The organism is Flaviflexus huanghaiensis, assembly GCF_014118685.1.
Lineage (GTDB): Bacteria > Actinomycetota > Actinomycetes > Actinomycetales > Actinomycetaceae > Flaviflexus > Flaviflexus huanghaiensis.
The window spans coordinates 1-25,069 of sequence record NZ_JACFAK010000019.1; the positions used below are offsets into that span (position 1 = coordinate 1).

Consider the following 25,069-nt stretch of genomic DNA (forward strand, 5'->3'; position numbering starts at 1 on the left):
ACCTCAGAAACCGAGCGACGAGACGCCCTACCAGGATGGCTGCATCACTATAATCATCACCGACCCCACACAGCCTGCGACAGGCTCGCCCCAATCACCCGCTTAACCAACCTCCCCGGACAGTACATCTAGCCACGGATGGCCACCTCCGTAGTGGAGTTGATGCGGAAGGAGACGGCGTGGTGGTCGCTGTGGAGTTGTTGGTGCATCCGTCCAGTCTGGCGAGTGAGAGACGGCCCCATCGCTCAAGGGAGCCCCGGTTCTGCAGGGTTGTCTTCGGAGTATTCGCAGTAGCGTTTCTCTTATGGATGGGGATCTTGAGGCGATGTACCGGATCCGTCTGCGCTCGCTCATGTGGGCAGCGGGCTTGTTGAAGGAGCTGCGCCACTCTCGTGATGTCGAGGCTGTGGCTGTTGCCGCGAACTGGGGCCTCGACGCTGTGTACGACCTCTTCGAGGCATACATCATTGCCGAGAACATCCAGAAGAACATGAAGCAAGACGATGCTCTGCTCGCGTCGACTGCAGGCGAGGTGGTCGGTGGGCTGATGTTCGTGCGCGGGGAGAAGACGCATCGTGCGAGGCGTGTTGATGCTCCCAGCCCTTTCAAGGATTTGCCGTACGACTTCGTCGGGCTTACTGACTGGACGTGGTCCAAGCTCACGACCATGCCGACTGCCAGTCGTTACACTCAGCGGGCAGAGTGGTACCAACGGCACGTCCAGGACCGGCCGCTGTGGGTGCCACTTGAATCTGCCGAGTATTGGTTTCTCAAGAATTGGCCAGCCGAAGTCCCTCGCTCCGAGATCATTGAAACCACCGACTGGGTGGATGGCGTGCGCCCGTTCTACGACTCGGGTTCGGACGCATAAAACTGTAGCCGGGCACAGAAAGCCACGATGCAAGCTGCCGCACTATACGGGCTTGGTGTGCCCGGCGCTGCTGTGCACTCGCATCTCACGCCCCCGTGCACGAACTAGCAGCACGAGGCTCCACGGGCCGAAGAAGAGGAACTTCAGCGCATTCCATAGGGTGAGGAAGAACACCAGGTAGAGCCATTTGCTCCACCCCTGTTGGATGAGCCCGGTGCAGGTGACCGCCTCCAGCAGGTAGACGAGGCCGAGGAGCATCGCGGGGACGCCCCATCTGAGGCCGCGCCGGGTACGGAGGGCGTCGAGGAGGAAGTTGGTGGGCATCCAACGGCGCAGGAAGGTGCGGGTGTGGATGCTGGCGTTCCAGAGCCTGTTCAGGAGCATGATGTGGGCCTCACTTTCGCACGCAGGACTATCGCGGTGTGGCTGGTCCTGAGTGGTTGAGTGCCCGAAATACTTCTCGAACGGTCTGCCTCACCCCAGCTTGCGGAGATCGGCGCGTGGTTGCTCCTGCCACCATCAGAATACCCACGGCATCAGCAAGAAGGAAGACTTCTAGAACTGAGGAGCTTCTGCGTCGCGGTGTCTAGAGCCTGCGCTCCTCCCGCCGCTGCGCGACCTCTCGGGGGTGGTCGTCCGGAGCTTGGTTCAAGCGCGTGAGCGTGTCGCGGGTGCGTTCGTAGTCGAGGCATTGCGCGTCATCGGCGGGCACCGGCCCGAGAGCACTTGTCGAAGTGATGCCCCACCGGTCACGGTACGCGGCGACCGCGCGAACCATCTGTTGCAGGCTCTCGTGGTCGAGGTTTCCGAGCGTGGCCAGCCAGGGTGCGGGCTGCTCGATCGCGGTTTGGGTGAGCGCGTCGAGACGTTCACCCATGAGGTGCTCCCGCTCGTCCAGCGCTGTGCGCATGGCAGGGTCGGTGACGCCCGTAGCTCGCGGTACGAGTTCTGCGATGAGCCCGGCAGCGCGTCGCGGGCTGGGCGGGTAGGTGCTGGTGATCTTCTGGATCCGGTACCGCAGCAACGACCCGAGATCTTCGACGCCATCGAGGTTCCCGGCCTGCACCACCCGCGGAAGCAACTGCTCAATGTCGTGGCCTACGGCTTCGAGGCGACGCAGCTCGAAGGTGAGGATCCCAAACGACTCTGTCTCAACGAGTTCATCGACCACTTCCGCGGTGAGCCCACCTTGTTCGAGCAGCATGGTCCAGCGGTGTTGCTGGGCTTCTTGGGCAATGGACTCGTACTCCGCTGCAAGCTGCGCCAGTGATCCCCACGTTTCCTGCTCGGCGGTAATGGTGTCGTGCGCGGATGGTTCCGCACCGACGTGTTGCAGGATCCCGTAGAGGATGCTCCTCGCGGTCATCTGCAAGTCGTCGCGGTGCTGATGTTCTTCGAGATGGTGCTGGTCGGTAGCGATGTAAGCGCGGTTAGATTCCCGGCCACGGGTCATCGCGACATAGAACGATTCGCGCGTCATTTCCGGCGACGACACGATCGCGTGCGCCGTCGTCACAGTCGAGCCTTGCGCACGATGTGCGGTGATCGCGTAGCCGAGCTCAACGTTCTCAGCAACGTATGCGGCGGGCAGGGTGATTGTGGTCCGCCATTTCGAATGTGCTCGGCGGACGGTGAGGGATCCGTCATCGTGTGCGCTGGTCACGGTCCAGCGGTCGCCGTTTTTCACCCATCCCCTTCCGAGCGAGAGTCGCCGGTCGTTCTTACGCGTGATGATGAGATCACCACGGGACGCCTCGTTCCCGTCATGCAAGCGGACACCATCCAGTGCGACGTCGCCTGCGAGGATCCGGTCGGTGCGGGCTCGGGCGTTGAGCTGGGAGACGGTGTCGAGAGTCTCGGCGATCAGCACAGAGGCTTTCCCTGCTGCCTGATCTGTTTGCCAGGCTTGGTAGGCCTGCTCGAGGATCTCCTCGTATCCGCCGGGGGTGATGCGGTCGTGATCGAGGTAGGTGTCGATGACGTCCGCGTCCCCGATGCGCAGACCGAGGGAGGCGTGTTTCTCCCACTCGTTTCTAAACCGGCGCACATCAGCGAGCTCTGGAGCATCGTCGCGTTCACGCACTAGCATCCCGAATGCCCCGCCCGCGTCGACCGCAGCGAGTTGCGCCCAGTCACCGACAAGCAGCACCTTCGCGCCCACTTCTTGGGCGTGAGTGGTGATGGTATCGAGGGCGAGGGTTCCTGCGAGCGATGCTTCGTCGATGATGACGAGCTGACCGGCGGTGAGGTTCCAGTTGCCGTAGCGATGTTCGTGGAGCCATTTCGCCGTGTTCTCCGTCGCCACCCCCAAATCACCCGCCAAGACTCCAGCTGCTGCAGCCGAGGGCGCGAGTCCGATGACTGAGCCTTCGCCGTGGCGTCGTTCCCATGCCGTGTGGAGCGCTTGCATGGTGGTGGTTTTCCCGGTCCCTGCGGGGCCGACGAGCACATCCAGGTTGCGGCCGGAGATACCGATCTTCGCGATCGCCTGCTCCTGATCAGGCGACAACGTGTACCCATCTTTGTTCTCTGTACGGGCGGCCTGCTCAATCCACGCAAGCGGCACCGTCGGCGCAGTACGATTCTCCGCTGCGGCGAGGAGTCGGTCTTCGGCAGCGAGGACGCGTTCGGAGGAGTACACGGCGGACGCTTTCGGACGGAACACACTCGTCCCGTCGGCCTGTTGGAATAGGGGCGGGCTCGACGCCAGTTCCGGCGGGGTCAACCGGAGGGATGCGTCTTCAGCGGCGTCAACGATCTGCCGCGTGATCGCGTCACGGTCCTGAGCAGTGGCGAACCGCAGCCCCATCGTCTGACGTACAGCTTCTGCGTGGAGGGTCCATCGCTTCCACGTCGCCCGCCGATCCCCCACCCGCCCCACCACGACCGCGGCCACCGCGCCAAGGTCATCGAGCGGAATGTCATCAGCTCGCAGCAACGGATCAGCAGTGCTGCCCGTGAGCAAGGCTGCGGCCCAGGTCGGTGCGTCCTCTCCGAGTACCTGGGCAGCTCGTTCACGCCACTGCGCGGTGAGGTCACTCAGGGAGTGCTGTTGCTTCGGCGGCCGGGTCTCGAGAGTCGCCTGCTGCCGGAACTGCCACAGCAGCTTCGGTGACGGCTGCCTGCCATGCTTCTCGACATAGTCAGCCATGAGACGGTCTTTGACCTGCTCGATATCGCGGGTACGGGAAGAGAACTAATCCATCAACCCCTGCGATACCCCGGTGATCTCCCACGCCGTCGACCGGCCCACACCGCGCTCGCGCGCCTCCCAACCGACACCGAGGACCTGGGTGATTCTGTCGGCGAGGACTGCGTTGTAGTGCTCCGATAGCCCGGTCACTGCTGCGTGGAGTGCGCGGGAATCAAGGGTACGCCACTTCCCATCCCGCACAGCCTGCACCCGGTTCGCGAACACCACATGCGTATGCAACTGCGGATCAGACGCCCGTGAGTCGTAATGGTCATACGCGGCCGCGATCACACCTCGCACCGGTACTTGCGCGACCGCACCACGCGGACCTTTCGCGCCCACCCTCGTCGCGGCAACATCCCGCTCCAGCAACTCGATGACCTCCTGAACCGCAGCACGGTGTGCTTGCGCGATCAGTGCCTGGGTTCCTCCGTCGGCGACCGCCCACAGCGTTGAGACGGACTTCGGGACGGAGAAGGTGAGATCGAAACCAGCGACAGGCGCACCAGTCGGTTTCGATGCTTCCTCAGCCTCGATCAACCCGACCTGCGTCGCGCGCTCATCAACAGTGAGAGCCTCGGGGAGCTTTTCGACGCGACGCTGCACCCGCTCCGTAGCGGCGGCGAACTTCCGGTACGGGCGACCAAGCTGCTCGCCCGTGCTCGGGTCCTGCCCGTAACCCATGAGCCGCCGCAGCTGCTCCTCAGACACGGAATCCCCGTCAGCTACATCGCCGGAGAGCCCTGAAAGGCCCGACCCGATCCATGTGCCGGGCGGAGTACCGGACTCCAAGTAGTAACGAGTGAGTGCTGTGGCAGTATCGCGGTCACCATCTCCAGTGACAACGGAACTGAGCAGGTACCTATATCCGTCACCGGCGGCCATCACTCGAATTGAGATCGTCACACAGGATAGGTGTTCTTTGGGATTCAGTTACTCGTCTGCATCTCCCCGTTCTCGGTTTCGTCCACGAGCGCGAGCATCCAGAACTCGTTGATTGCCGATCGTGTGTGGAGGAATAGGAGCACGGGGAATCAGCGAGGCCAGATCGACTCCGGGTGGCTGATTCGAGTGAGGCAAGCGCAGCTGGCTCGAACCTGACGGTGGGGTTGTGGCGCGGTGGAGCTGTCGGCGTGGCCCGTACCTGCTGGGTGATCCTGTTCGTCGCACACGAAGGCGGACAGGCCCCGAACAGCAGGGAGCCACCCGTCATGCCAGACCCCACCCCGCCGAGCCCGCCACGGCTCACCGAACTACCCGCGCCTGTCATCTCGGAGGCACGGGCCACTGTGTACCTCGGTGACGCCGTCGAACTCCTCCCGCTTCTCCCCGAATCGAGTATCGATGCGCTGGTCACCGACCCGCCATACGGGTTGAGCTTCAACGGTCACTCTTGGGACGAAGCGTCCGGGTTCCGTGAGTCTCTCCCTCACCTCGACACGTCTGCAATGAGTGCGCCCGAAGTGTTCGAAGCGTGGTGCACGGCGTGGGCTGCGGGCGCATTCCACGCATTGAAGCCGGGTGCGTATGTTGCAGCGTTCGGTGGTGCGCGCACGTGGCATCGCATGGTGCGTGGAATCGAGAATGCAGGCTTTGAGATCCGCGACCAGATTGCGTGGCTGCACACCACCGGGATGCCCAAGAGTATGGACCTCGCGCACGCTATCGACAAACACCACGGCGCACATCGCTCCGATCGCATCGTGCAGATCGCTGACCATGACGGGGTGCTCGGTGTAACCCGAACCGTCCTCTCCAAAGGCACGCCCGTCACCGATGACGCCGGGCGCTGGGACGGCTGGGGTACCGCGTTGCGGCCAGCATTTGAACCGATCATCATCGCCCGGAAACCGTTCGAAGGAACCGTCGTCCGTAACGTGCTCGAGCACGGAGTCGGCGGGATCAACATCGACGGGGCAAGGTTCGCAGATGACCGGTGGCCGACAAACGTCGCCTTCGATCAGCGCCAGGCCCATGCGCTCGACATGCTCACTGGGACCTGGCAAGGCGAGTCCCTGTCACGGAAGTTCCCCATCTTCCGGTTCGCCCATAAACCCAATGCCACTGAACGTCCTCGAGCGTTCGGAATCTCGCATGCAACCGTAAAACCGCTGGCGCTGATGCGTTGGTTGATCACGCTCGTTACGCCGATCGGAGGTGTCGTGCTGGAGCCGTTTACCGGTTCGGGTACGACGATTGAAGCTGCTGCGCAAGTCGGGTGCAGAGTGATTGGAGTGGAGAAGGATGCGGCGTATGTGCCGCTGATCAATTCGCGGATGCATTGGTGAACACATGACACACATCCCAATGCGAGACGATCGCACTGAGCCAGACTTTCCTCACAGAGCGAGCGGCATGGACCATATATGCATTCTGCGAAACCTAGTCATTGTCACTGAGGTTTAGTTCCTAAGCCACTCCGCTGTCCAAATATCAGAGGCAGTCTCTCGGGCGGTGTAGCTATCAAGGAATGCCCGTAATGCAGCGAGTCCGGGGTGCGGATTGGTGTTCAACCAGATCAGGGAGTGCGGATATACCGGTATTGGGTTGCGAATCGGGATTCGTCTTAGGTCGTGTTGGGTTGGCCAGAGGTATCTATCGTGATCTCCTACCAGCGTCGCGAGGTTCGAAGAGGCGGATAGTTGATCCATGAGTGATTCGTCTCCGAAGTGCGGGCCTAAAGCATCTATGGACAGCTCAAATTCCCTTGCGAGTTGCGCGTAGAAGACGGCCCACTCACTACCGTCAATGATTCCTGGAACCCAGATGCGATGTCCGCGAAGCTGGCTGAGATCGACCTCCTTGAAATTTGCGAGTGGGTGGGCCGGGCCGACAAGTAGCTCGAGTGCCGAGTTGAGCGTGGGGCCGACTTCAACACCGAGCGGCAGTCGCTTGCTCATGTCGTAGGCGCGGAATGTTGCGTCTACCAAGCCATCACGTACAGCTGCCACGGCACCTTCCGCAGTGTGCGAGCCAAGGGTGACGACGTCCAGCGGGATCTCTTTTTTGCTTCGATAGAAGTCCTGAAGCACTACTGCCGGAGCGATACGTCGATGGACAACATCAACCCGGAGGGCTCGCGTTCCCGGCTGCACTGATTCGATCGCCCGGACTGCGATGCGGAGCAGTTCTCGGGCATGAGGCAAGAAGGCTTGTCCGTCGACCGTGAGTTCTGACCCGCGAGCCGCACGGTTAAACAGCGAAACGCCGAGCTCGCGCTCCAGTGCAGCGATGCGCTTGGAGACTGCTTGCTGGGTCACGTGGAGGTCCACCGCTGCCTCTTGGAACTGTCCCGCGTCGGCAGCTGCTACGAAGGTTCGCACGACTTCAACATCCACCCCCAAAGCATATCAACACAACCGTTGGCTGTGGCTCGCCGCCTCCTGTGTTGTTTGATCAACCCGCCTCCCACTTGGTTCCATCGATACGAACAACAAACTGTTGTGGAGAGGGGTCAGGGTCGGTGGCATCACAAGACTCATTCGTTCATCTGCACGTGCATAGTGAGTATTCAATGCTCGACGGCGCAGCGCGCGTGAGTCCGTTGATCTCCTCTGCCGCAGAGCAGGGCATGCCTGCGATCGCGATGACCGATCATGGCAATGTCTTCGGCGCATTCGAGTTCTGGCGTGCAGCAACTGCAGCTGGGGTGAAGCCGATCATCGGGACCGAGGCTTACATCACGCCGGGGACTGCACGGCAGGATCGAACTCGAGTTCGGTGGGGTAACGGCACCGAATCGGGGGACGACGTATCCGACAGCGGGGCATACACACACATGACGCTCCTCGCGGAGACGACGCCCGGGATGCACAATCTGTTCCGCCTCTCGTCGAGGGCGTCAATCGAGGGCTACTACTTCAAACCGCGTATGGATCGCGAACTTCTCAGCGAGCACAGCGCAGGGCTGATCGCAACGACGGGGTGTCCGAGCGGCGAAGTACAAACCCGGCTACGGCTTGGCCAGTACGAGGAAGCACGTCGGGCGGCGTCGGACTACCGTGACATCTTCGGTGCGGGGAACTATTTCTGTGAGGTCATGGATCACGGCCTCGGTATCGAGCGGCGGATCATGACCGACCTGCTACGGCTAGCCGACGAGCTGTCGCTCCCGTTGGTCGCCACCAACGACCTTCACTACGTCCATGCCGATGATGCAAAGAGCCATGCGGCGCTGCTGTGCGTTCAGTCGGGAAGCACGGTGGATGATCCGAAGCGCTTCAAGTTCGACGCCGATGAGTTCTATCTGAAGTCGTCGGTGCAGATGCGTGAGCTGTTCAAGGACTTCCCCAACGCATGTGACAACACGTTGCTGATCGCCGAGCGTTGCAATGTCGAGTTCGATACCTCCGCGAACTACATGCCACGCTTCCCCGTCCCCGAGGGTGAGACCGAGGAGACCTGGCTGGTGAAGGAGATCCAGCGCGGTCTCGCGGCACGCTACCCCGGCGGGCCGAGCGCTCAGGTGCGTGAGCGCGCCGACTACGAGACCGGGATCATCCTCCAGATGGGGTTCGCCGGGTATTTCCTCGTGGTCGCGGACTTCATCGTCTGGGCGAAGGAGCACGGCATCCGTGTGGGGCCGGGTCGAGGCTCCGGTGCCGGTTCGATGGTCGCCTACGCGCTACAGATCACCGGACTCGACCCGTTGGTACATGACCTGTTCTTCGAGCGGTTCCTCAACCCCGATCGCGTGTCGATGCCGGACTTCGATGTCGACTTCGATGACCGGCGTCGCGGTGAGGTGATCCGTTACGTCACTGAGAAGTACGGTGACGACCGGGTCGCGCAGATCGTCACCTACGGCACCATCAAGTCCAAGCAAGCCCTCAAAGACAGCTCGCGCGTGCTCGGCTACCCGTTCAGCACGGGTGACAAACTCACCAAGGCGATGCCGCCGACCGTTTCCGGCAAGGACATCTCGCTGGCAGGCATCTTCAACTCCGACGATCCGCGATATGCCGAAGCCGCCGAGATCCGCACCCTCATCCAGTCCGAACCCGATGCGAAAGCCGTCTACGAGACCGCAGTCGGGTTGGAAGGCCTCAAACGGCAATGGGGCGTCCACGCCGCAGGCGTCATCATGTCCAGCGTCCCACTGACCGATGTCATCCCGCTGATGAAACGGGAGCAAGACGGGCAGATCGTCACCCAGTTCGACTACCCGGCCTGCGAATCACTCGGGCTGATCAAGATGGACTTCCTCGGGCTGCGGAACCTCACCATCCTCAGCGATGCGGTGGAGAACATCCGCACCAACCGTGGCGAAGAAGTCTCCCTGGAAGACCTGCCGCTCGACGACCCAGCGGTATTCGAGCTGATGCGACGCGGCGATACGCTCGGCGTGATTCAGTTCGACGGCGACGCGATGCGTTCCCTCTTGCGCCTCGCCCAGCCCGATCACTTCGAGGACATCACTGCTGTCGGTGCGCTCTACCGGCCAGGACCGATGGGGGCGAACTCCCACATCAACTACGCGCTCCGCAAGACCGGGCAGCAGGAGATCACCCCGATCCACCCCGAGCTTGCCGAACCGCTCGCCGATGTCCTCGGCAAAACTTACGGACTGATCGTCTACCAAGAGCAAGTGATGACGATCGCGCAGGTACTCGCTGGATTCTCACTTGGCCAAGCCGACCTGCTCCGCCGGGCAATGGGGAAGAAAAAGAAAGCGGAACTCGACAAGCAGTTCGAGGCCTTCTCCTCGGGAATGCACGCCAACGGCTACAGCGCGGAGGCCGTACAAACGCTCTGGGACGTCTTGCTCCCATTCTCCGATTACGCCTTTAACAAGGCTCACTCGGCCGCTTACGGACTCCTGAGTTACTGGACCGCATATCTCAAAGCCCACTACCCGGCCGAGTACATGGCCGCACTACTGACCAGCGTCGGCGAGTCCAAAGAAAAGATGGCGCTCTACCTCAATGAAACCCGACGCATGGGCATCAAAGTCCTCCCACCCGACGTCAACGAATCCGGCCGATACTTCGCCGCCGTCGGCGAGGACATCCGGTTCGGACTCGAAGCGATCCGTAACGTTGGCGGCAACGTCGTCGCCCAGATCGTCGAAACCCGAAGCACCAAGGGACGCTACGCAGGCTTTCACGACTTCCTCCGCAAAGTTCCCATCGACGTCGCCAACAAGCGCACCATCGAATCACTCATCAAAGGCGGAGCGTTCGACTCCTTCGACCACACCCGTCGCGGGCTGCTGAGCATTCACAAAGAAGCCGTGGATGCCGTCGCCGGAATCAAACGGCAAGAAGCCCACGGACAGTTCGACCTCTTCTCCGCTCTCGGCGATGACACAGGTGACTCCTTCGACACCGAGGTTCCGGACGTGCCCGAATGGAACCGACGCGACAAACTCGCCTTCGAACGCGAAATGCTCGGCCTCTACGTCTCCGACCACCCGCTACGCGGTCTCGAACAGACACTCGCAAAACGCGCCAACACCCAAATCTCAACATTGCTCGGTGACACCGCGCTCAAAGACGGCAAAACCGTGACTGTCGCAGGACTACTGACCAACGTTCAACACCGCGTTGCGAAGTCCTCCGGCAACCCCTACGCCCTCGTCCGCATCGAAGACCTCGGCGGAGAAGTCACCATCATGTTCACCGGGAGAACCTATCAGGCCTACTCCTCGTCGCTCCAAGCCGACGCCGTCATGCTCATCAGCGGACGAGTCAGCCTCCGGGACGACGGCGTGACCATCCACGCCGACGGGCTCGAAGAAATCGAATCAGCGGAGCACATGCACAATCGGCCCTTCGTTATCGTCATGCCCGAGAAAGCTGCCACCGAACTCCGCATCACCGAGCTCCGCGAAATCCTCTCCCGGCACCGCGGAGACACCGAATCACGAATCAAGCTCATCAAGACGGACTCGGCGACGCTCTTCAGTCTGCCGCCCTACCCCGTCACAGTCACCGCCAACTTGTATGCCGAAGTCAAGTCGCTCCTCGGAGCGAAGAGCATCGAGATGTAGTCGAGGCATCATGAAGGAGCCGCTCACCAATGTCTTGCTGCCGGACGCTCCTGCTATTCGGCCAAATCTTTTCCCTGTGGTAGTTCGCCGTGCCACACATTCCGGACCCACGGGCCGCGTCCTTTTCGCTGCGACCAAAGTAATGATGGTCAACGCGGGTGCGACCACGCTCAAACACCAGTCCGGCGAGCTCAAGGCCGTTGAAGGTGACGTCATCTTGCTGCGGCCTGGTCACTGGTATTCGGGAAACCCCTCCGGGTCGGTGGTGACGACGACGGCCTACATCGACACGGCCTTCCTTCATGAGCACGCACGGTGGATACCCAAGTCCGCCGCGCCTGCTCTTTTTGGTTCTCTGGACCAATGCGGTTCGAATCCTGTCGCCTTCCGTCTCTCGTCTGGGAGACTTCCGCGACTGGATTCCGCATTCCGGGCGCTGCTCGATAGCCAGCAGCACGAGGTGTCGCCGCTCCGAAGCCTTAGTCTTGTTGCCGGGCTTCTCGACGAACTTACCCAGTCGGATGCTGCGATCTTGGTTGGCGACGAAGCACTACGGCGAGCAGTGGCAATCCTCGTCGAACAGTTCGACCAGCCGTGGACTCTTGACGCTCTCGCCGTTTCGGTGGCGATGTCTCGATCGCAGATTTCGCGACTGTTCCGCAAACACCTCCATATAAGCCCTGCGGAGTTCCTGCGCCATGAGCGAGCGCGTCGCATGGCCGATCTTCTGCTTTCCAGTGGTCTTAGCGTCGAGGAAGCCGCTCGCCAGGTCGGATGGTTGGACGCCAGTCATGCCTCGCGTACGTTCCGCCGCGTGTACAGGGTCTCTCCGCAGCAGTACCGGCGAGCACACGAGCAACATTCCCGGGCCGCCTGACCGCCCACGCCTGGGGCCTACCTGACAGGTACACCGATCGCGCGACTGGGCGCGGCGAACCTTGAAGGAAGGATCCATCGTGAGCAGCATTGACCTGAACGGGACATCAGCACCGACGCATGCGGACACAACAGCACAACGGAGTACGTCGAGTCCACCGAGCGACCTGTTTCTCGGGGTAATCGTTTGGTCCGACGACCCGGAGGTGGAGCCGACGGTGATCACGGACCGGAGCCCTGTGACGTTGGCGCGGACGATGGCGGTGACGATCCACGACATGCTCGAGGACTCCGACGCCTATGCGGGGGCGACAGAGTTCAGGCAGTCGAACCCACCGCCCCAAGACTGGGTCGAGCCCCGCGATGTCGACGACTGGCTCGAGGCGCTGCGTGAGGCAACGCCGCACCCGTCGTTCTCGTTCCACCAGGTCCCCATCACTGGTGGGGCGGATGGAACAAATCAGGGCTTCGTAAACCGCTACCTTGAGCACGCCCTCCGTGACCGAGAGCAAGCCCTCACAGAGGAACCCTCCTCACGAACCAGCGAAGGGCCAGCCACGGTGCCGCTCGAGCGGTGAGCACGGTCTCGGTTTGTCGTTTTCGCGCGTGTTCTTGACCTCACCGCGCATGCCTTCCGTGACCGGGGTTCTTCACCGGTTCGTGTTCCTACCAATAGAACGCGGCACTGCCGCTGTTCATATTCATTTCTCTACTTGTCTACTCATTCGTGAAGGAGTCTGCTGTCATGTCCGAAGATCATTCATTCCCGTCACCCGAACCCGAGCGACCGGGCCAGCATTCAGAACACTTTCCAGGTGCAGGATGGGAGTCGTTCGAGGGGTCCGGGGTTCCGGAGATCGTCGCGAGCATGTTCCCACCCGAACCCCGCCAAGATGCGTTCGCCCTGCCCGATGGCGGACCGGACGTTGACGGGTTCGAGGATGCGCATGAGCAGTGGCGCGAGACCTGCCTGCATTTGGCGTATGCGGCAGCTCGTCTACCCGAGCTGTTGGAGCAGCTAGAAGACCTCGAACAAGCCCATCAGCAACACGCGCAGGTCGTGGCTGCGGAGCGGGTGCGGGGTGCGGTGATCGATCTGCTGGAGCGCGATCCGCTGCCGATGGAACCGGTCAAGGATGACTATCTCGTCACGGTCGCCCCTGCGTATGAGGGCGAGTACAACGATATGCAGTACCGGTGGGATCACTCGCAGTGGCGCAGCGACTTCATCGCGACGGCCCTGCGCCGTGACCACACCCTCCGCGACGCACTCAGAGAGGGCGGGCCGCGCACCTCGTATCTGCCGGAGCAGTCCGCCCGCACGTGGGCACCGGCCGATCTCGCTGTCATCCACATCCTCCGTGGGCTGGTCGACAGCAGCGGCTCCGGGCTGCGGGTGGTGCCCCTGGACCGGCAGGAACGCGAACAGGTGGAGGCGATGCTCGACGCGGCTGACCCGGATGTTCGAGTGCTGGATCCTGACGACCCTTTAGGCGGTGAGCTGTTCGCTGGTCCCGCATCGGAGGCGCACGATTGGATGCCCGCGGGCGTGTACGAGGCGACGGGTATCGACGGAGAGGGCGGGTTCCGGCTCGTCGTCGGCCCCGTACCCGGCGGGGATGGGGCGACAACGTCTGCGGCGTTCCCTGTAGCCGGGCACGATAGTGCGGCGATGAACCAGATCGCTTGGATCCTCGAACACCACACCGAGCACGAGCCACCCGCCGGGGTGCTTCACCGGGTGAACGCGCACGTCATCGCTACCGGGCGAACGGGCGCGCTGCCATCCGATCTGGGACGGGTGGAGCCTGCGTCGCGGCTGGAACGCGGGGTGCTGCTCAGTGACCTCCTCGCGGAGCGTGAACAGCAGCTGGACAGCGACCGTGAGGGGCCAGAGCAGGCGGATCCCGGACGGGGTGTCGGGCGGGATTTCTAGCACCATCTGCTGTTTGTGTGGTGGAGGCGAGGGAGGGCGTGTTTGACGATTTGGCGCGTCTCCTTGACGATTCGGCGCATCCTGCCAGAAAATACTCGACCGGTGCGGTCGCTGCCGGGTAGTGGTTGATGGGACGAGGGAATGCTCGAGAGTGGACTCTGCACCCCAGGTGATGACGGTATAGGTGCCGCCGCACCTTCCGCATGACACCGCACGCTGAGCATCGAGAACTGCTCGTGCTGTGTCCCCAAAGGAGGTGCCCGACCATGACCGACCCCACACCCACGCTCCTTCCCGCCCGCCTTTCACAGCATCTGCCAGACGCGGCGGCCGCGTATGCCGCCGCCGGGATAGCGGTGTTTCCGTGCGTTCCGGGCGGCAAACGTCCCCTCACCGAGCACGGGTTCCATGACGCCACCACGGATCTTGAGCAGGTCGGTGCGTGGTGGCGGACACATCCGGGGGCGAACATCGGTATCGCTACCGGCCATGGCGTCGACGTGGTCGATGTTGACGTGCACGCCACCGGTACCGGCTTCCCTGTCCTTCGAGCACTGCAGCAGGAGAACCTCATCGCCGGATGGGGCCTGGCGGTGCGTTCCCCCTCAGGCGGCCTGCACCTCTACTATCCGAGCAGCCCCGACAGCGACGCGAGGTCGTGGTCGCTTAGCCGGGCACATATCGACTTCCGGGGCACCGCCGGCTACATCATCGCCCCACCCTCCGTGATCAACACTGCACACTGGCAGCGCCGTTACGAGGTGATCGCCCACGGCAGGAATCCGCGCCCCGTCGACTCGGCAGCGATCAGGGATCTCCTCACCCCGACCCCAGCACCACGAACCATGCCAAGCACTGATAGGCCGGGCCGTGATGGTGCGCTGGAGGGGCTCGTGGAGTGGGTCGGGACGCTCACGGAGGGGAACCGGAATGCGGGCCTGTTCTGGGCTGCGTGCCGTCTCGCCGAGGCAGGGCTCAGTCATGGCGACTCGTATGCGCTTCTCCAGCCCGCCGCTGCCCGCATCGGGCTTGAGGCGCGGGAGATCGCATCAACCATCCAGTCAGCCCATCACACCACCGCACTGAACCCGGATGCTGCCGAATCTGCGCCGATAGTGGGGCGCTCGTTTGCCGAGATGAGGCGGTAACGGTGAGCGCCCCGGACCTGCACGTACGCGCCGCACAGGTGAGCCGGTCTGGGGTGTCACGCGGCGTGATCGTCCTCGCAATCACGGGCACGGTCCTCCTCGCGCTCGGCGCGTTCTGGCTCTCCTTCACCACCCTGCAAGACCTTGCAGCGCTGTCGGGAATTCCTGCGGGGCAGGCGTGGGTATGGCCACTGATCGTCGACGGGGTGATTCTTGAAGCTACGATCTCCGTTGTCGCCCTCCGCAACTCCGCAACCGCCGCGCGCCGGTTCGCCTGGCTCCTCCTGGCGTCCGGTGCCGGGGTGAGTGTCGCGGCGAACATCACCCACGCTGTCGTCGCCTCAGACACCCGCGTCCCCGCGATCATCGCCGCCCTCGTCGCCTCCGTCCCACCCCTGGTGCTACTCGCGATGACGCATCTGACCGTCGAACTCACCCGCAACGAAACCCCACACCAGGCTCCCGAGACGCGAACTCTCATCGAGCACAGCGCCCCGGCGAATCTGGATGAGCCCGCTGCGGCCTCGGTCCTTGCCGTACCGGCGGCGGAAAGAGCAGGTCGTACCGATGCGGAAAGCTCTACGCACGCATCTGCCCGAACCACGAAGCGGAGCAGCTTGGGGCGTGAACGGGCGGTCGCGTTGGCATCTGAAGGGGTTTCGCGGCGGCAGATCGCCGCTGAGCTGGGGGTGCATCCGACCACGGTGGGCCGGTGGCTGAGCGCACCTGACCGGGGAGAGAACGGAGCACCCCATGACTGACCCCACACCCGTGCACCCCGACGACACTGCAGAGGCTGCTGCTCGACTTCGAACTCACCTGCCAGACCCGCATCTCACCGGAACCGAGCGCCCCCAGTCGCCTGAGACTCCGTCCAGAATGGAGACACGGGAGGCGGAGCGAGCGTCGGAGTTCGCCGCGTACGGCGACCCCACCCTCACCCGGCAAACCTCCGTGCGCGGGCGTGGCGGGGTGGAGTGGGTGCGTCCCACGGATGTTGCTGCGCGTGCGGGTGGCGCAATCGTCGGTAAAGGTACCGAGCTGAACACGCGGCTACGAGACGCCACGCTTGAGGGCATCCGTGAGGGGCGAGCACAGCTCGCCGAACGCTTGGCGCGCAGGCAGCAGCAGATCGCCCCAGACACCACGGTCCCGGCGCAGACGCAGGAGCTGCGGCTCGGGAGGACGGGGGTGAGCCGATGAACGATTCCGGCTCCGGCGCTACCCGAGCACCGGACACCACCCACCACCACGAACTCTCACACTCCTCACCGACGTCCAACTGACGCCGGACGAACACCTGACAGGCTGCCCGCTTCGGGTGGGCCTGACAGTACTCCTTTGCCTTTTCCAGGCGGAGTTCTCCGCTGCGGCGCTCGCGGGATGAGGGGCGTGTGCCGGGTGGGTGTCACACCTCTCTACCGACGGATCTTCTCTCATGTCAGGAGTCACCATGACACCCCAATTCTCGCAACACCAGCATCCTGCACCGGCCCCGGACTTCACCACCGGTGAAGGGCTGCGGGCGCTCATCACTGACCTCAATGAGCACAATGCGTGGGCGTCGAGCCCGGTCGCAGCCGAGCTCATGGTCTACGTCACCCACAAGTACACGCCGATCGCGAAAGCGTGGCGGCGTGCGCCAGAAGATACCGCATACGAGGCGTTCCTTGCGATGCGGCAACCCACCACGCTTCGCGCCGACGACCCCTGGGCGGTGATCACTCGTGCCGTCGCGCTCGGCATCGCCGCCGAGGTGCATGCGGATCGGAATATGACCAGCCAAGATAAGGCACGTCGCCCCTCGAAACGCCCCGCTGAGGAGCCGATGCGGGCGGGACATTACGAGGAGTTCTTCTACGACGTGTACCCCCACGCGCATTCCCTCTACGCGCGAAATCATGAGGGTGAGGATCATTCGGTGGATCGGGTGATCCGCGCCACGAGCGTGTTCCTCGTCCTCACCGACTGGCCTGCCCGCCCTGTCGAGCAGGCCGTGGACTACATTGCCCACCGCATCACCGGATTGTCGTCATCCAGCTCGGCGCTGGAGATCGTGTCGAAAGAGCTGCACATCGCGATCCGTCTCGGCTACACCCCGGAAGCCTGGGCGGGCCTGGTGCGTCTGGTCGTCGGCACGAAAACCGGGAGGCGCAAAAGCGGCGACTATGGCCTCTTCGCTCGTGTGCTTCTCGGTGACGATGTCGCAGACCTTCTCCGCGATGAAACTCTCGTGGAATCATCCCGTCGGATGGCGTCCGTACCTGACTTGCAGGACGGGCAAGGGGGTGCGGCATGAGTCGCGGGCATCTGGTGCTGGAACACGCCATCGATCAGCTGAAGAAAGGGTCGCAGTATCGCCGCGACCCCGATGAAGACCTCGACGATCTGTGTGACTCGATCCGCCGGGTAGGGGTACTGAACCCGCCCGCGGTCACCGAGGACTACGTCATCATCACCGGGAACCGCCGGGTCGCGGCGATGGAGCGGATCGGGATGCGCGTCACCCCGATCTGGGTTGTTCCCGGCGTCTCGGACAAGCTCTCCTACGTCCTCGCGATCCGTGACGAGCAGACCCTGCACAAAGCCCTGAAACCGCTCGAGCAAGCAGAACTCTACGAAGAACTCAAAGGCCTGTACGCAGAGGACGCCGAGCGACGTGATGCAGCCACACGCTTCGGGGCGGAGGACCGGGAGCAGCACATAAACTCTTCGTCCGCAGAAGACGGGGGTGCCGATTCGGCACCCCCGCGCAAGAACGTCAATGACGGCAAAGCGCGAGTGCAGGCGGCTCGTGCGGTGACGGGTCGGGATTCGCGGACCATGCTGGAACAGATCAATCAGCTCAAACACATCGCCGCCGACGACACCGAAGACCCCTATGTGCGCCAGCACGCCGCGGAAGCACTCCTTGAGATCAACGAGGACCGCAAGGTCAACGGCCGCTACCAGGCCGTGAAGACCCGCCAGCACCTCGCGCACCTGACCCGTGCCGCTGAACATCCCGATACCCCAGAGGCAGCCCGCAGTGCGGCTGTTGCTGAGCTGCGAGGGCTTTCTGGGATCGACTCCCCGGCGGAAACGATGAAAGAGTCCGGGCTTGCGCTTGCCCGCGTGCGCGAGATCCAGAAAGCCGCCACCAACGAGACCTCGCTGGGGTGGAAGGACGTGGATCCGTTGCTGCGAGAAAAGCATGCGATCCGCAAACTCGTCGATCTGCTGCGCCGGGAGCACGGCTGGTGGGACCGCTACGACCCGGCCGAGTTCGGCAAGTACGCCGACGACGAGCAATGGGACCTCGTCACCACCTACATCACGTCAGCCTCGAGCTTTCTCGATCAGGCACAAGCAGCCCGCGACACCGCACAGGGTCAGGGCTCCGAGGTGCCCGAAGAGAGCGTTGACGCAGCGGACGAGTAGCCGAGCGGTCTGGGTGTTTCTGGGCGGGCAGCGCACCTGATGGGTGACTCTGCCCGCCCTTCTCCTTGCTTGGAGGCTTCTCATGTCTGCACCCGTTCTGGATGATCAGCAGCGCCGCAAGCGTCGCCTGATCATCGCCCGCACCGCCACCGGACTGGTCATCGCGATCCTCGCCGGGATCGGTATCTACGGCCTCATCACCGGCCCCACACCACCCGCCCCATCCGAGACCACACCGCCAGGCTCGTCGGCGACATCACCGCCCCGGAGCGAGGAGCCCGCAGAAGCGAAACTGCCGAGACTGGCGCGGACGAATGACCCTGAGGTCTACGTTCGGTCGGTCGCTGAAGCGCTGTTCACGTGGGACACGTTCACGCTACTGACCCCGTCGGATCACCGGGCGGTGCTGATAGAGGACGCGGACCCCTCGGGCACCGAAACTCCGGGACTGATCGCGGACCTCGACGGCTACTTCCCGTCCGCGTCGACGTGGCGGGATCTGGCCGAGTACCGCACCCGGCAGTCGATCGACATCGACCGCATCTTCATTCCCGCCCAGTGGGACGAAGCCGTCACCGCCTCCAGCAGGCAAATCACAGAAGGCACCTACGCGTACACAGTCGAAGGCACGCGCATTCGGGAGGGTGTCTGGTACGACGATCCCGTCAACAGCGCGCATGCGGCGGCATTCACCGTGTTCATCTCCTGCAAGCCGGTGTTCGACCGCTGCCATCTGCTCAGGCTGTCCGAACTCGACAACCCCCTCCGATAGAACGAGAGGGGCCAGTCGTGAAGAAAGCAGCCATCGCCGCGCTCGTGCTTGTTCTCCTTGCGCCGATGCTCGGGCTCCTGAGTATCGGAGTGGTCATGAACCCTGCGGTCACGAATCAGGCAAACTGCGTCCCCTCCGATGTGATGCTCGGGCCGATCCCGGATTCGCTCAAGGTGACGATGAAACACGGGTACACGTTCACCCTGAACAAACAGCAGCTCACCCACGCCGGAACCATCATCACCACCGGAGCGAACACCCCAGGAGTGGGGCGGGATGGCATCCTCATCGCGCTCATGGCGGCGCTGACGGAATCCACGCTCCGCCAGCTCGCGAACACCGGCACCTACCCCGAGTCCGGCAACTACCCGAATGACGGCAACGGGTCCGATCACGACAGCCTGGGCCTGTTCCAGATGCGCCCCCAGGCCGGGTGGGGCACCGTCGCAGAGCTCATGGACACCACCTACCAAGCGAAGGCGTTCTACGGCGGCCCAGACGGGCCGAACTATCCCTCACCGCGGGGGCTGCTGGACATTCCGGGGTGGCAACAGATGGACAAGGGTGAAGCCGCCCAAGCCGTCGAAGTGTCCGCCTACCCAGACCGGTACCAGAACTATGAGCCCGTAGCCCGCACCATCCTCGATGCCCTCACCGTTCGCGGCAGCGGGAATGGCAGCGGCACGCCCGGGGATGCGGACATCCCTGAGACAAGCCGCCTGGTGTTTCCGCTGCCGACCGGCACGTACGTGCGCACCTCAACATTCGGGCCGCGCACCGACCCGATCAGTGGTGAGTCGAGCTACCACCACGGCACCGACTGGGCCGCCCCCGATGGTACGGCGATCTTCGCCCTCGCGGACGGGGTCGTGACCTATGCGGGCATGGTTGACGGGTATTCGGGGCAGATCACGATCGAGCACACCATCGACGGGGAGAAAGTCGCCACGAAATACATCCACATGTGGGCGCACGGCATCCACGTCACCTCAGGCGACCGCGTCATCGCGGGCCAGCACATTGGCGACGTTGGCAGCAGCGGGTACTCGACCGGCCCGCATCTGCACTTCCAAGTCCACCCCGGCGGAGCCGGATCAACCGCGGTCGATGCCGAGCCGTGGCTCGCCGAGCGCGGCGTGGAGGGCACCGAAGCCCCCGCAGGCGGCGGCCCCGGCTGCTCCTTCTGAACGCAAGCGAGTGGGGCGGGTGGCGCACCTGACCGGTGCCCACCCGCCCCACTCACGTTTGGAGAACCACATGACCACCGCCCTTCTACTGGCTTTGTTTCCGGTCGAGAACGTCTACCCGGATCTGTCCGGGGTGGGAGGCCGCAGCACCCTGATCTCCATCGTCGGCGCACTGCTCACGATCGTGCTCATCGTCTCCGTGCTCATGCTCGTGGTTTCCGCCATTGTCTGGGCGATCTCGTCTTCGAATGGCAACCCTGGTGTTGCGGCGAAAGGCAAGGTCGGGGTCTTCGTTTCTCTCGGTGCCGCTGTCCTCGCAGGAGCCGGTGTCGCGTGGATGAACTTCCTCCTGAACCTCGGCGACACCCTCTAACACCGGGTATCCCAGGGCTTCCGGGCGGGTGTTTCGGGGTCGCACCTGACGGGTGACCCCGCAGCTATCTCATTGCGGGCCGAAGCCTGTGAAGGAGCCCACCATGCTTGCCGTCCTCGACACCCTCACCACCGTCGCCGCAGTCCTGCCCGCGAACATCGACATCTCCCCGAACGATTCCGGCCTCCCCGGTATCGGCGCGCTGCGCACCGTCGTCGGCGCAGTGATGACGATCGGGCTGATCCTGTCTGTCCTCGCCCTCATCGTCTCCGCAGTGGTGTGGGGGTTCGGGTCGAACTCCTCCAACCCGCATCTGGCTTCCAGGGGGAAGGTCGGGGTGCTGATCTCTTGCGGTGCGGCGATCATCACCGGCGCATCGGTCACGCTCATCAACTTCTTCTGGAACGTCGGCCAGACCGTCTCCTAACCCACCGCCTCTACCCGAAGAAGGGAGGGGAACCCCGTGGCTGGAATCTGCGACGTCCCCATCATCAGCAACGTCTGCGACGCCGTCGGCGAGGGCGCCGCCACCCTCGTGGCAGCCCCTTTCGACTGGCTCGCACAAGCCATCGGGCAGGCCGCGTCCTGGATCTTCCAGGGCGTGTGGGCACTGTTCGACTCCACGACCCTGGTCGATGTCACCGGGGCGGGCTACATCGGCGTGTACAACGTGATCTTCGGGATCGCGATCTTCATCATGCTGATCTTCTTCTGCCTCCAACTCATCACCGGCCTCATCCGGCGCGACCCCACCGCCCTGTCCCGTGCAGCCCTGGGGCTCGCAAAGAGCGTTCTGGGGTCGTTCCTGGTGATCACCCTCACCGCGACCCTGCTCGAGGTCGTCGATCAGCTCTGCATCGGCATCATCCAAGCCACCGGCAGCACGCTGGAAGAGATGGGCGGAAAGATCGGTGTGCTCGTTGCCGGGCTCACCGCGATCAATCTCACCGCCCCAGGAGCCGGAGCGATCATCACGATCTTCCTCAGCTTCTTGGCGATCTGTGCCGCAGCGATCGTCTGGTTCTCACTCCTCATCCGGAAAGCCTTGATCCTCGTCGCAGTGGTGATGGCCCCCATCGCCCTGTCCGGAGCGTCCTGGGATGCGACAAAGGGCTGGTTTGGGAAGTGGGCATCGTTCGTGCTCGCGTTGATCTTCTCCAAGCTCGTGATCGTGGTGGTGTTTCTCGTCGCCATCAATCAGGTCAACGCACCCATCGACTTGGACCTGTCCTCGATCGCGGATCCGATCGCGGGAATCGTGCTGATGTTTATCGCCGCGTTCGCCCCGTACATGGTGTACAAGTTCATCAGCTTCGTCGGCTTCGATATGTACCACGTTATGTCCGCCGAACAAGAGTCAAAGCAGTCGATGAACCGGCCCATGCCGCTGCCCGGAAAGCCCGACGGTGCAGGACCGCAGAAGGTCCTCGACGGCGGCGACAAAAACGGTGGCAGCGGTGGAGGCGGTGGCGGGAACCCTCCGCCACCGTCAGGCAAACCCACCCCGCCTGCAGGAGGCGGCGGATCCGCGGCTGCGGGTGGTGGGAGTGGCGCTGCTGCGGGATCTGGCGGTGCGGCTGCAGGTTCCGGTGGTGGTGCGGCAGCTGCGGGTGGTGCCGGGGCGGGAGCTGCGGCAGGGCCGGTCGGGATCGCCACGGTTGCCGGGGCGAAGATCGCCAAGGGAGCTGCGGAAGCTGGCCCGAAGCTCGGCGGCGCGATCGGCCGCACCGCCGACAACCACGCCGGAGCCGCAGGCGAAGCACAAACCCCGCCACCGCCCCCGGACCGCTCCACACCACCACCACCGAGCACGCCGCCCGCGAGCACGCCGCCGAAGGCACCGCCAGAGAATCCCGCAGGCGGGGACGCCCCACCGCCACCACCGAAGCCTGCCCCGAAGTCCTGATACCGCCCCGCACCTGAAAGGAGAGAAGAAAGCACGTCCGTCACGCGGGCGGCAACCTCAAACCGGGTTGCCGCCCGCGTCTTTGTGTTCGTACCTGACTTGCACGCACCCGTCGTTGTTTTCAGGAGGAACTGCATGAGTACCGCATCCACGCAGAACGAGTTTGAACTGTCCCCGGTGAAGTTCTCCCGCCTCACCAAACGCGGCATCATCCTTGGTCTTTCCCTTCCGCAGGTGATCGCGCTCTCCATCGCCGTGGCCGTGTTCATCGCTTCCCTCTACACCGGCGGTCCTACAGCGCTCTACACCGCACCCATCTGGGGCACCGCCGCAGCGCTCGCCTGGATCCCCGTCAGCGGACGCAAGCTCGTCGAATGGGTGCCCATCTCCCTGCACTGGCTCCTCCGCAGCACCCTGAAGCAGACCCAGTACCGTCGCCGGGTCGTCAAGCCCCGCCCAGCCGGGACCCTCGCACTCCCCGGAGACGCAGCACCACTGCGGCAATACGAAGACCCAGAGACTGGGGCGGTTATGGTGCACGACCCACACGCCCAGACGTTGACAGCGCTGTTGGAGGTGACGCACCCGTCGTTCATCCTTCTCGACCCGGGCGAGCAGGAACGCCGCGTCCATGCCTGGGGCAGGGTGCTGTCCACCGCATGCCGCTCCACCCGCATCGCCCGCCTCCAGGTGCTCGAGCACACCGTCCCCGACTCCGGGTCGGGGCTTGCGCAGTGGTGGGCAGAACACGGCAACGACGACGACTCCTGGGTCGCCCGCACCTACCGGGAACTCATCGACCGGGCAGGTCCCGCAGGGGAACGCCACATCTCCACCATCTCCCTCTCCCTGGATATGCGGGCGGCATTCCGCGCGATCCGCACCGCAGGCGGAAGCCTGAAAGGGGCAGCCGTCGTCCTGAAACAAGAAATGGACACCCTCACCACCGCGCTGCGCACCGCGGACCTGAAACCATCCGACTGGTACACGCCAGGGCAACTCGCGATCATGCTGCGCTCCGCCTACGACCCGGCAATCGCCGCGACCCTGGAACGCTCTGGCGACATCGGACAAGACCTTGCCGCCGCAGGCCCCGTCGCAGTCGAAGAAACATGGGACGGGCTTCGCTCCGACAGCGCGCATCACGCGGTGCTATGGATCAGCGAGTGGCCACGATCCCTCGTCTACCCAGGCTTCCTCGCACCCGTCCTACTGACTTCCGGGATCAGGCGCGCATTCACGCTGCTGTGCGACCCGATCCGCTCCGATCAGGCAGCCCGCGACATCCGCAAGAAGAAAACCGAATACATCTCAGACGCAGCCCAACGACAGAAAGTCGGTCAGATCGAAGACGCCCAACAGGCCGCCGAATATCAAGACGTGCTGCAGCAGGAAGCAGACCTCACCAGCGGTCACGGAGTCCTCCGCTACACCGGCCTCCTCGCAGTTTCCGCCCCTACTGCAGACGAGCTGGAGGCTGCCGTGTCTGCGATCGAGCAGGCAGCGATCCAGGCCTCGTGCGAGACGCGGCGGCTGGTCGGGCAGCAGGCGCAAGCGTTCGTCGCGGCGGCGCTACCGCTGTGCCGGGGAATCTAAGGGTTGAGCTTAGGAGGATCCGTAATCCCGCGGAGTTCATTGTGTTCCGGGATCCCTGGAACTCCCCACGGAGAGACCACAAGATCCCTGTTATCAGCCCCGACTCGCCCGAGCAGGAAGACCTTAATCCCCTCGCCGCCGTGCGGGACGATGCGAATCGGATGGTCCTTACTGTTGTTAGCTTCGATTGCGGCGATGATCTCTTCTGAGTTCGCGATCTCAGCATGCCTGATAGCGAAACGAGCCGAACCCAATGCTATCTTCCGCGAAAGCAGTTCCACGACAAGCTTCTCTTGATCGATGACAATCGCTCCTGCTCCGTCGCGAATCATTTCGATCAAGTGTGGGGTCAAAGAGTCAGTGAGGGTTCCGTTCAAGGTGGATTTGAACGGGTGGATGACGATGCTCCCCTCAAGGAGAAGCCGCACGATCCTTACGGTAAGGCGATCTTGATTGGTGATCGTTTCAGGCACCGGAAGCGTGAGTTGCAGTTCCCTCTCGATGATGGCCAAGTCCTCTATGAGAAGCACGGATTCACTTGCCAGATAATCTTCCTTGCTTTCTTGCGGGCCAGAGTTGATTTGCCCGCCCATGAAGGACTGAAAGAGGTTGCCATTCACGACAAGGCGGATTTTCTGCGGCGTCAAGGTATCTGCGACAAAACGTGCCCCAACGGTCATTGTCAAGCTGCGTGGAGTCGGTCGGTGTTAGTTTCAGAGTTCTGCGTGAGCAGGTTGATGCCGACTATCTCGGCTGGTGCGGGCGTGGAGGGTTGTCGCCGGAATCGTTCGGGGTGCCGT

23 protein-coding genes are annotated in these 25,069 nt (G+C 63.3%); 18 read left to right on the plus strand and 5 right to left on the minus strand.

The features are described 5' to 3' along the window. Positions 1-132 (plus strand): integrase core domain-containing protein (locus tag H7E91_RS10940; protein ID WP_182355135.1); only part of this gene is annotated, 132 nt, incomplete at its 5' end. Between the two features lie 172 nt (positions 133-304). Next, positions 305-871: a hypothetical protein gene (locus H7E91_RS10945; protein ID WP_182355136.1), complete on the plus strand. Its 567-nt coding sequence runs from the start codon at positions 305-307 to the stop codon at positions 869-871. Positions 872-913: 42 nt separating this feature from the next. Here the strand turns inward: H7E91_RS10945 and H7E91_RS10950 are convergent, their stop codons facing one another. From H7E91_RS10950 to mobF, 3 genes are all read right to left on the minus strand, one after another. Further along, complete coding sequence (locus H7E91_RS10950; RefSeq protein ID WP_182355137.1) at positions 914-1,255, minus strand: hypothetical protein; 342 nt, start codon at positions 1,253-1,255, stop codon at positions 914-916. A 202-nt stretch (positions 1,256-1,457) separates the two neighbouring features. After that, entirely contained in the window at positions 1,458-4,022 is a 2,565-nt protein-coding gene (locus H7E91_RS10955) for an AAA family ATPase (protein WP_206680428.1), read from the minus strand. A 45-nt stretch (positions 4,023-4,067) separates the two neighbouring features. Then, positions 4,068-4,970: a MobF family relaxase gene (mobF, locus tag H7E91_RS11595; RefSeq protein ID WP_206680429.1), complete on the minus strand. Its 903-nt coding sequence runs from the start codon at positions 4,968-4,970 to the stop codon at positions 4,068-4,070. Between the two features lie 152 nt (positions 4,971-5,122). Between mobF and H7E91_RS10960 the strand changes: the two genes are divergently transcribed. Then, entirely contained in the window at positions 5,123-6,352 is a 1,230-nt protein-coding gene (locus tag H7E91_RS10960) for a DNA methyltransferase (RefSeq protein WP_206680430.1), read from the plus strand. A gap of 114 nt (positions 6,353-6,466) precedes the next feature. On the opposite strand, the gene H7E91_RS10965 is transcribed toward H7E91_RS10960, so the two are convergent. Beyond that, positions 6,467-7,402: a LysR family transcriptional regulator gene (locus tag H7E91_RS10965; protein WP_182355138.1), complete on the minus strand. Its 936-nt coding sequence runs from the start codon at positions 7,400-7,402 to the stop codon at positions 6,467-6,469. A 125-nt stretch (positions 7,403-7,527) separates the two neighbouring features. On the opposite strand from H7E91_RS10965, the gene dnaE reads away from it, so the two are divergent. The 15 genes from dnaE to H7E91_RS11040 all read left to right on the plus strand — a co-directional run bounded on the left by dnaE (position 7,528) and on the right by H7E91_RS11040 (position 24,269). Beyond that, positions 7,528-11,055 carry a DNA polymerase III subunit alpha gene (dnaE, locus tag H7E91_RS10970; protein ID WP_182355139.1) on the plus strand — a complete coding sequence of 1,176 codons (3,528 nt, stop codon included), beginning with the start codon at positions 7,528-7,530 and terminating at the stop codon, positions 11,053-11,055. Between the two features lie 142 nt (positions 11,056-11,197). Further along, positions 11,198-11,932 carry an AraC family transcriptional regulator gene (locus tag H7E91_RS10975; RefSeq protein WP_182355140.1) on the plus strand — a complete coding sequence of 245 codons (735 nt, stop codon included), beginning with the start codon at positions 11,198-11,200 and terminating at the stop codon, positions 11,930-11,932. Between the two features lie 79 nt (positions 11,933-12,011). Beyond that, positions 12,012-12,509, plus strand: a complete 498-nt coding sequence (locus H7E91_RS10980) for a hypothetical protein (protein WP_182355141.1) — start codon at positions 12,012-12,014, stop codon at positions 12,507-12,509. 167 nt (positions 12,510-12,676) lie between these two features. Beyond that, positions 12,677-13,867, plus strand: a complete 1,191-nt coding sequence (locus H7E91_RS10985; RefSeq protein WP_182355142.1) for a hypothetical protein — start codon at positions 12,677-12,679, stop codon at positions 13,865-13,867. Positions 13,868-14,133: 266 nt separating this feature from the next. After that, positions 14,134-15,015, plus strand: a complete 882-nt coding sequence (locus H7E91_RS10990) for a bifunctional DNA primase/polymerase (protein WP_182355143.1) — start codon at positions 14,134-14,136, stop codon at positions 15,013-15,015. Between the two features lie 2 nt (positions 15,016-15,017). Continuing rightward, positions 15,018-15,776, plus strand: coding sequence for a DUF2637 domain-containing protein (locus tag H7E91_RS10995; protein ID WP_338401796.1), 759 nt, complete (start codon positions 15,018-15,020; stop codon positions 15,774-15,776). Continuing rightward, entirely contained in the window at positions 15,769-16,218 is a 450-nt protein-coding gene (locus H7E91_RS11000) for a hypothetical protein (protein WP_182355144.1), read from the plus strand. Before H7E91_RS10995 ends, H7E91_RS11000 begins: the two co-directional genes overlap by 8 nt. 250 nt (positions 16,219-16,468) lie before the next feature. Beyond that, positions 16,469-17,314, plus strand: a complete 846-nt coding sequence (locus H7E91_RS11005; protein WP_182355145.1) for a hypothetical protein — start codon at positions 16,469-16,471, stop codon at positions 17,312-17,314. Next, complete coding sequence (locus tag H7E91_RS11010; protein WP_182355146.1) at positions 17,311-18,435, plus strand: ParB/RepB/Spo0J family partition protein; 1,125 nt, start codon at positions 17,311-17,313, stop codon at positions 18,433-18,435. Before H7E91_RS11005 ends, H7E91_RS11010 begins: the two co-directional genes overlap by 4 nt. 82 nt (positions 18,436-18,517) lie before the next feature. Next, entirely contained in the window at positions 18,518-19,207 is a 690-nt protein-coding gene (locus tag H7E91_RS11015) for a hypothetical protein (protein ID WP_182355147.1), read from the plus strand. A 17-nt stretch (positions 19,208-19,224) separates the two neighbouring features. Then, positions 19,225-20,394: a peptidoglycan DD-metalloendopeptidase family protein gene (locus H7E91_RS12030; protein ID WP_206680431.1), complete on the plus strand. Its 1,170-nt coding sequence runs from the start codon at positions 19,225-19,227 to the stop codon at positions 20,392-20,394. 70 nt (positions 20,395-20,464) lie between these two features. Continuing rightward, positions 20,465-20,767, plus strand: coding sequence for a DUF6112 family protein (locus H7E91_RS11025; protein WP_182355148.1), 303 nt, complete (start codon positions 20,465-20,467; stop codon positions 20,765-20,767). Between the two features lie 103 nt (positions 20,768-20,870). Then, entirely contained in the window at positions 20,871-21,194 is a 324-nt protein-coding gene (locus tag H7E91_RS11030; RefSeq protein ID WP_059062900.1) for a DUF6112 family protein, read from the plus strand. A gap of 36 nt (positions 21,195-21,230) precedes the next feature. Then, on the plus strand, positions 21,231-22,673 hold the full coding sequence (locus tag H7E91_RS11035; RefSeq protein ID WP_182355149.1) for a TrbL/VirB6 family protein: 1,443 nt from the start codon (positions 21,231-21,233) through the stop codon (positions 22,671-22,673). Between the two features lie 135 nt (positions 22,674-22,808). After that, positions 22,809-24,269: an SCO6880 family protein gene (locus H7E91_RS11040; RefSeq protein ID WP_182355151.1), complete on the plus strand. Its 1,461-nt coding sequence runs from the start codon at positions 22,809-22,811 to the stop codon at positions 24,267-24,269. Here the strand turns inward: H7E91_RS11040 and H7E91_RS11045 are convergent. Beyond that, on the minus strand, positions 24,266-24,949 hold the full coding sequence (locus H7E91_RS11045) for a hypothetical protein (protein WP_182355152.1): 684 nt from the start codon (positions 24,947-24,949) through the stop codon (positions 24,266-24,268). The two genes, H7E91_RS11040 and H7E91_RS11045, sit on opposite strands and share 4 nt — an antisense overlap. Positions 24,950-25,069 lie beyond the last annotated feature (120 nt).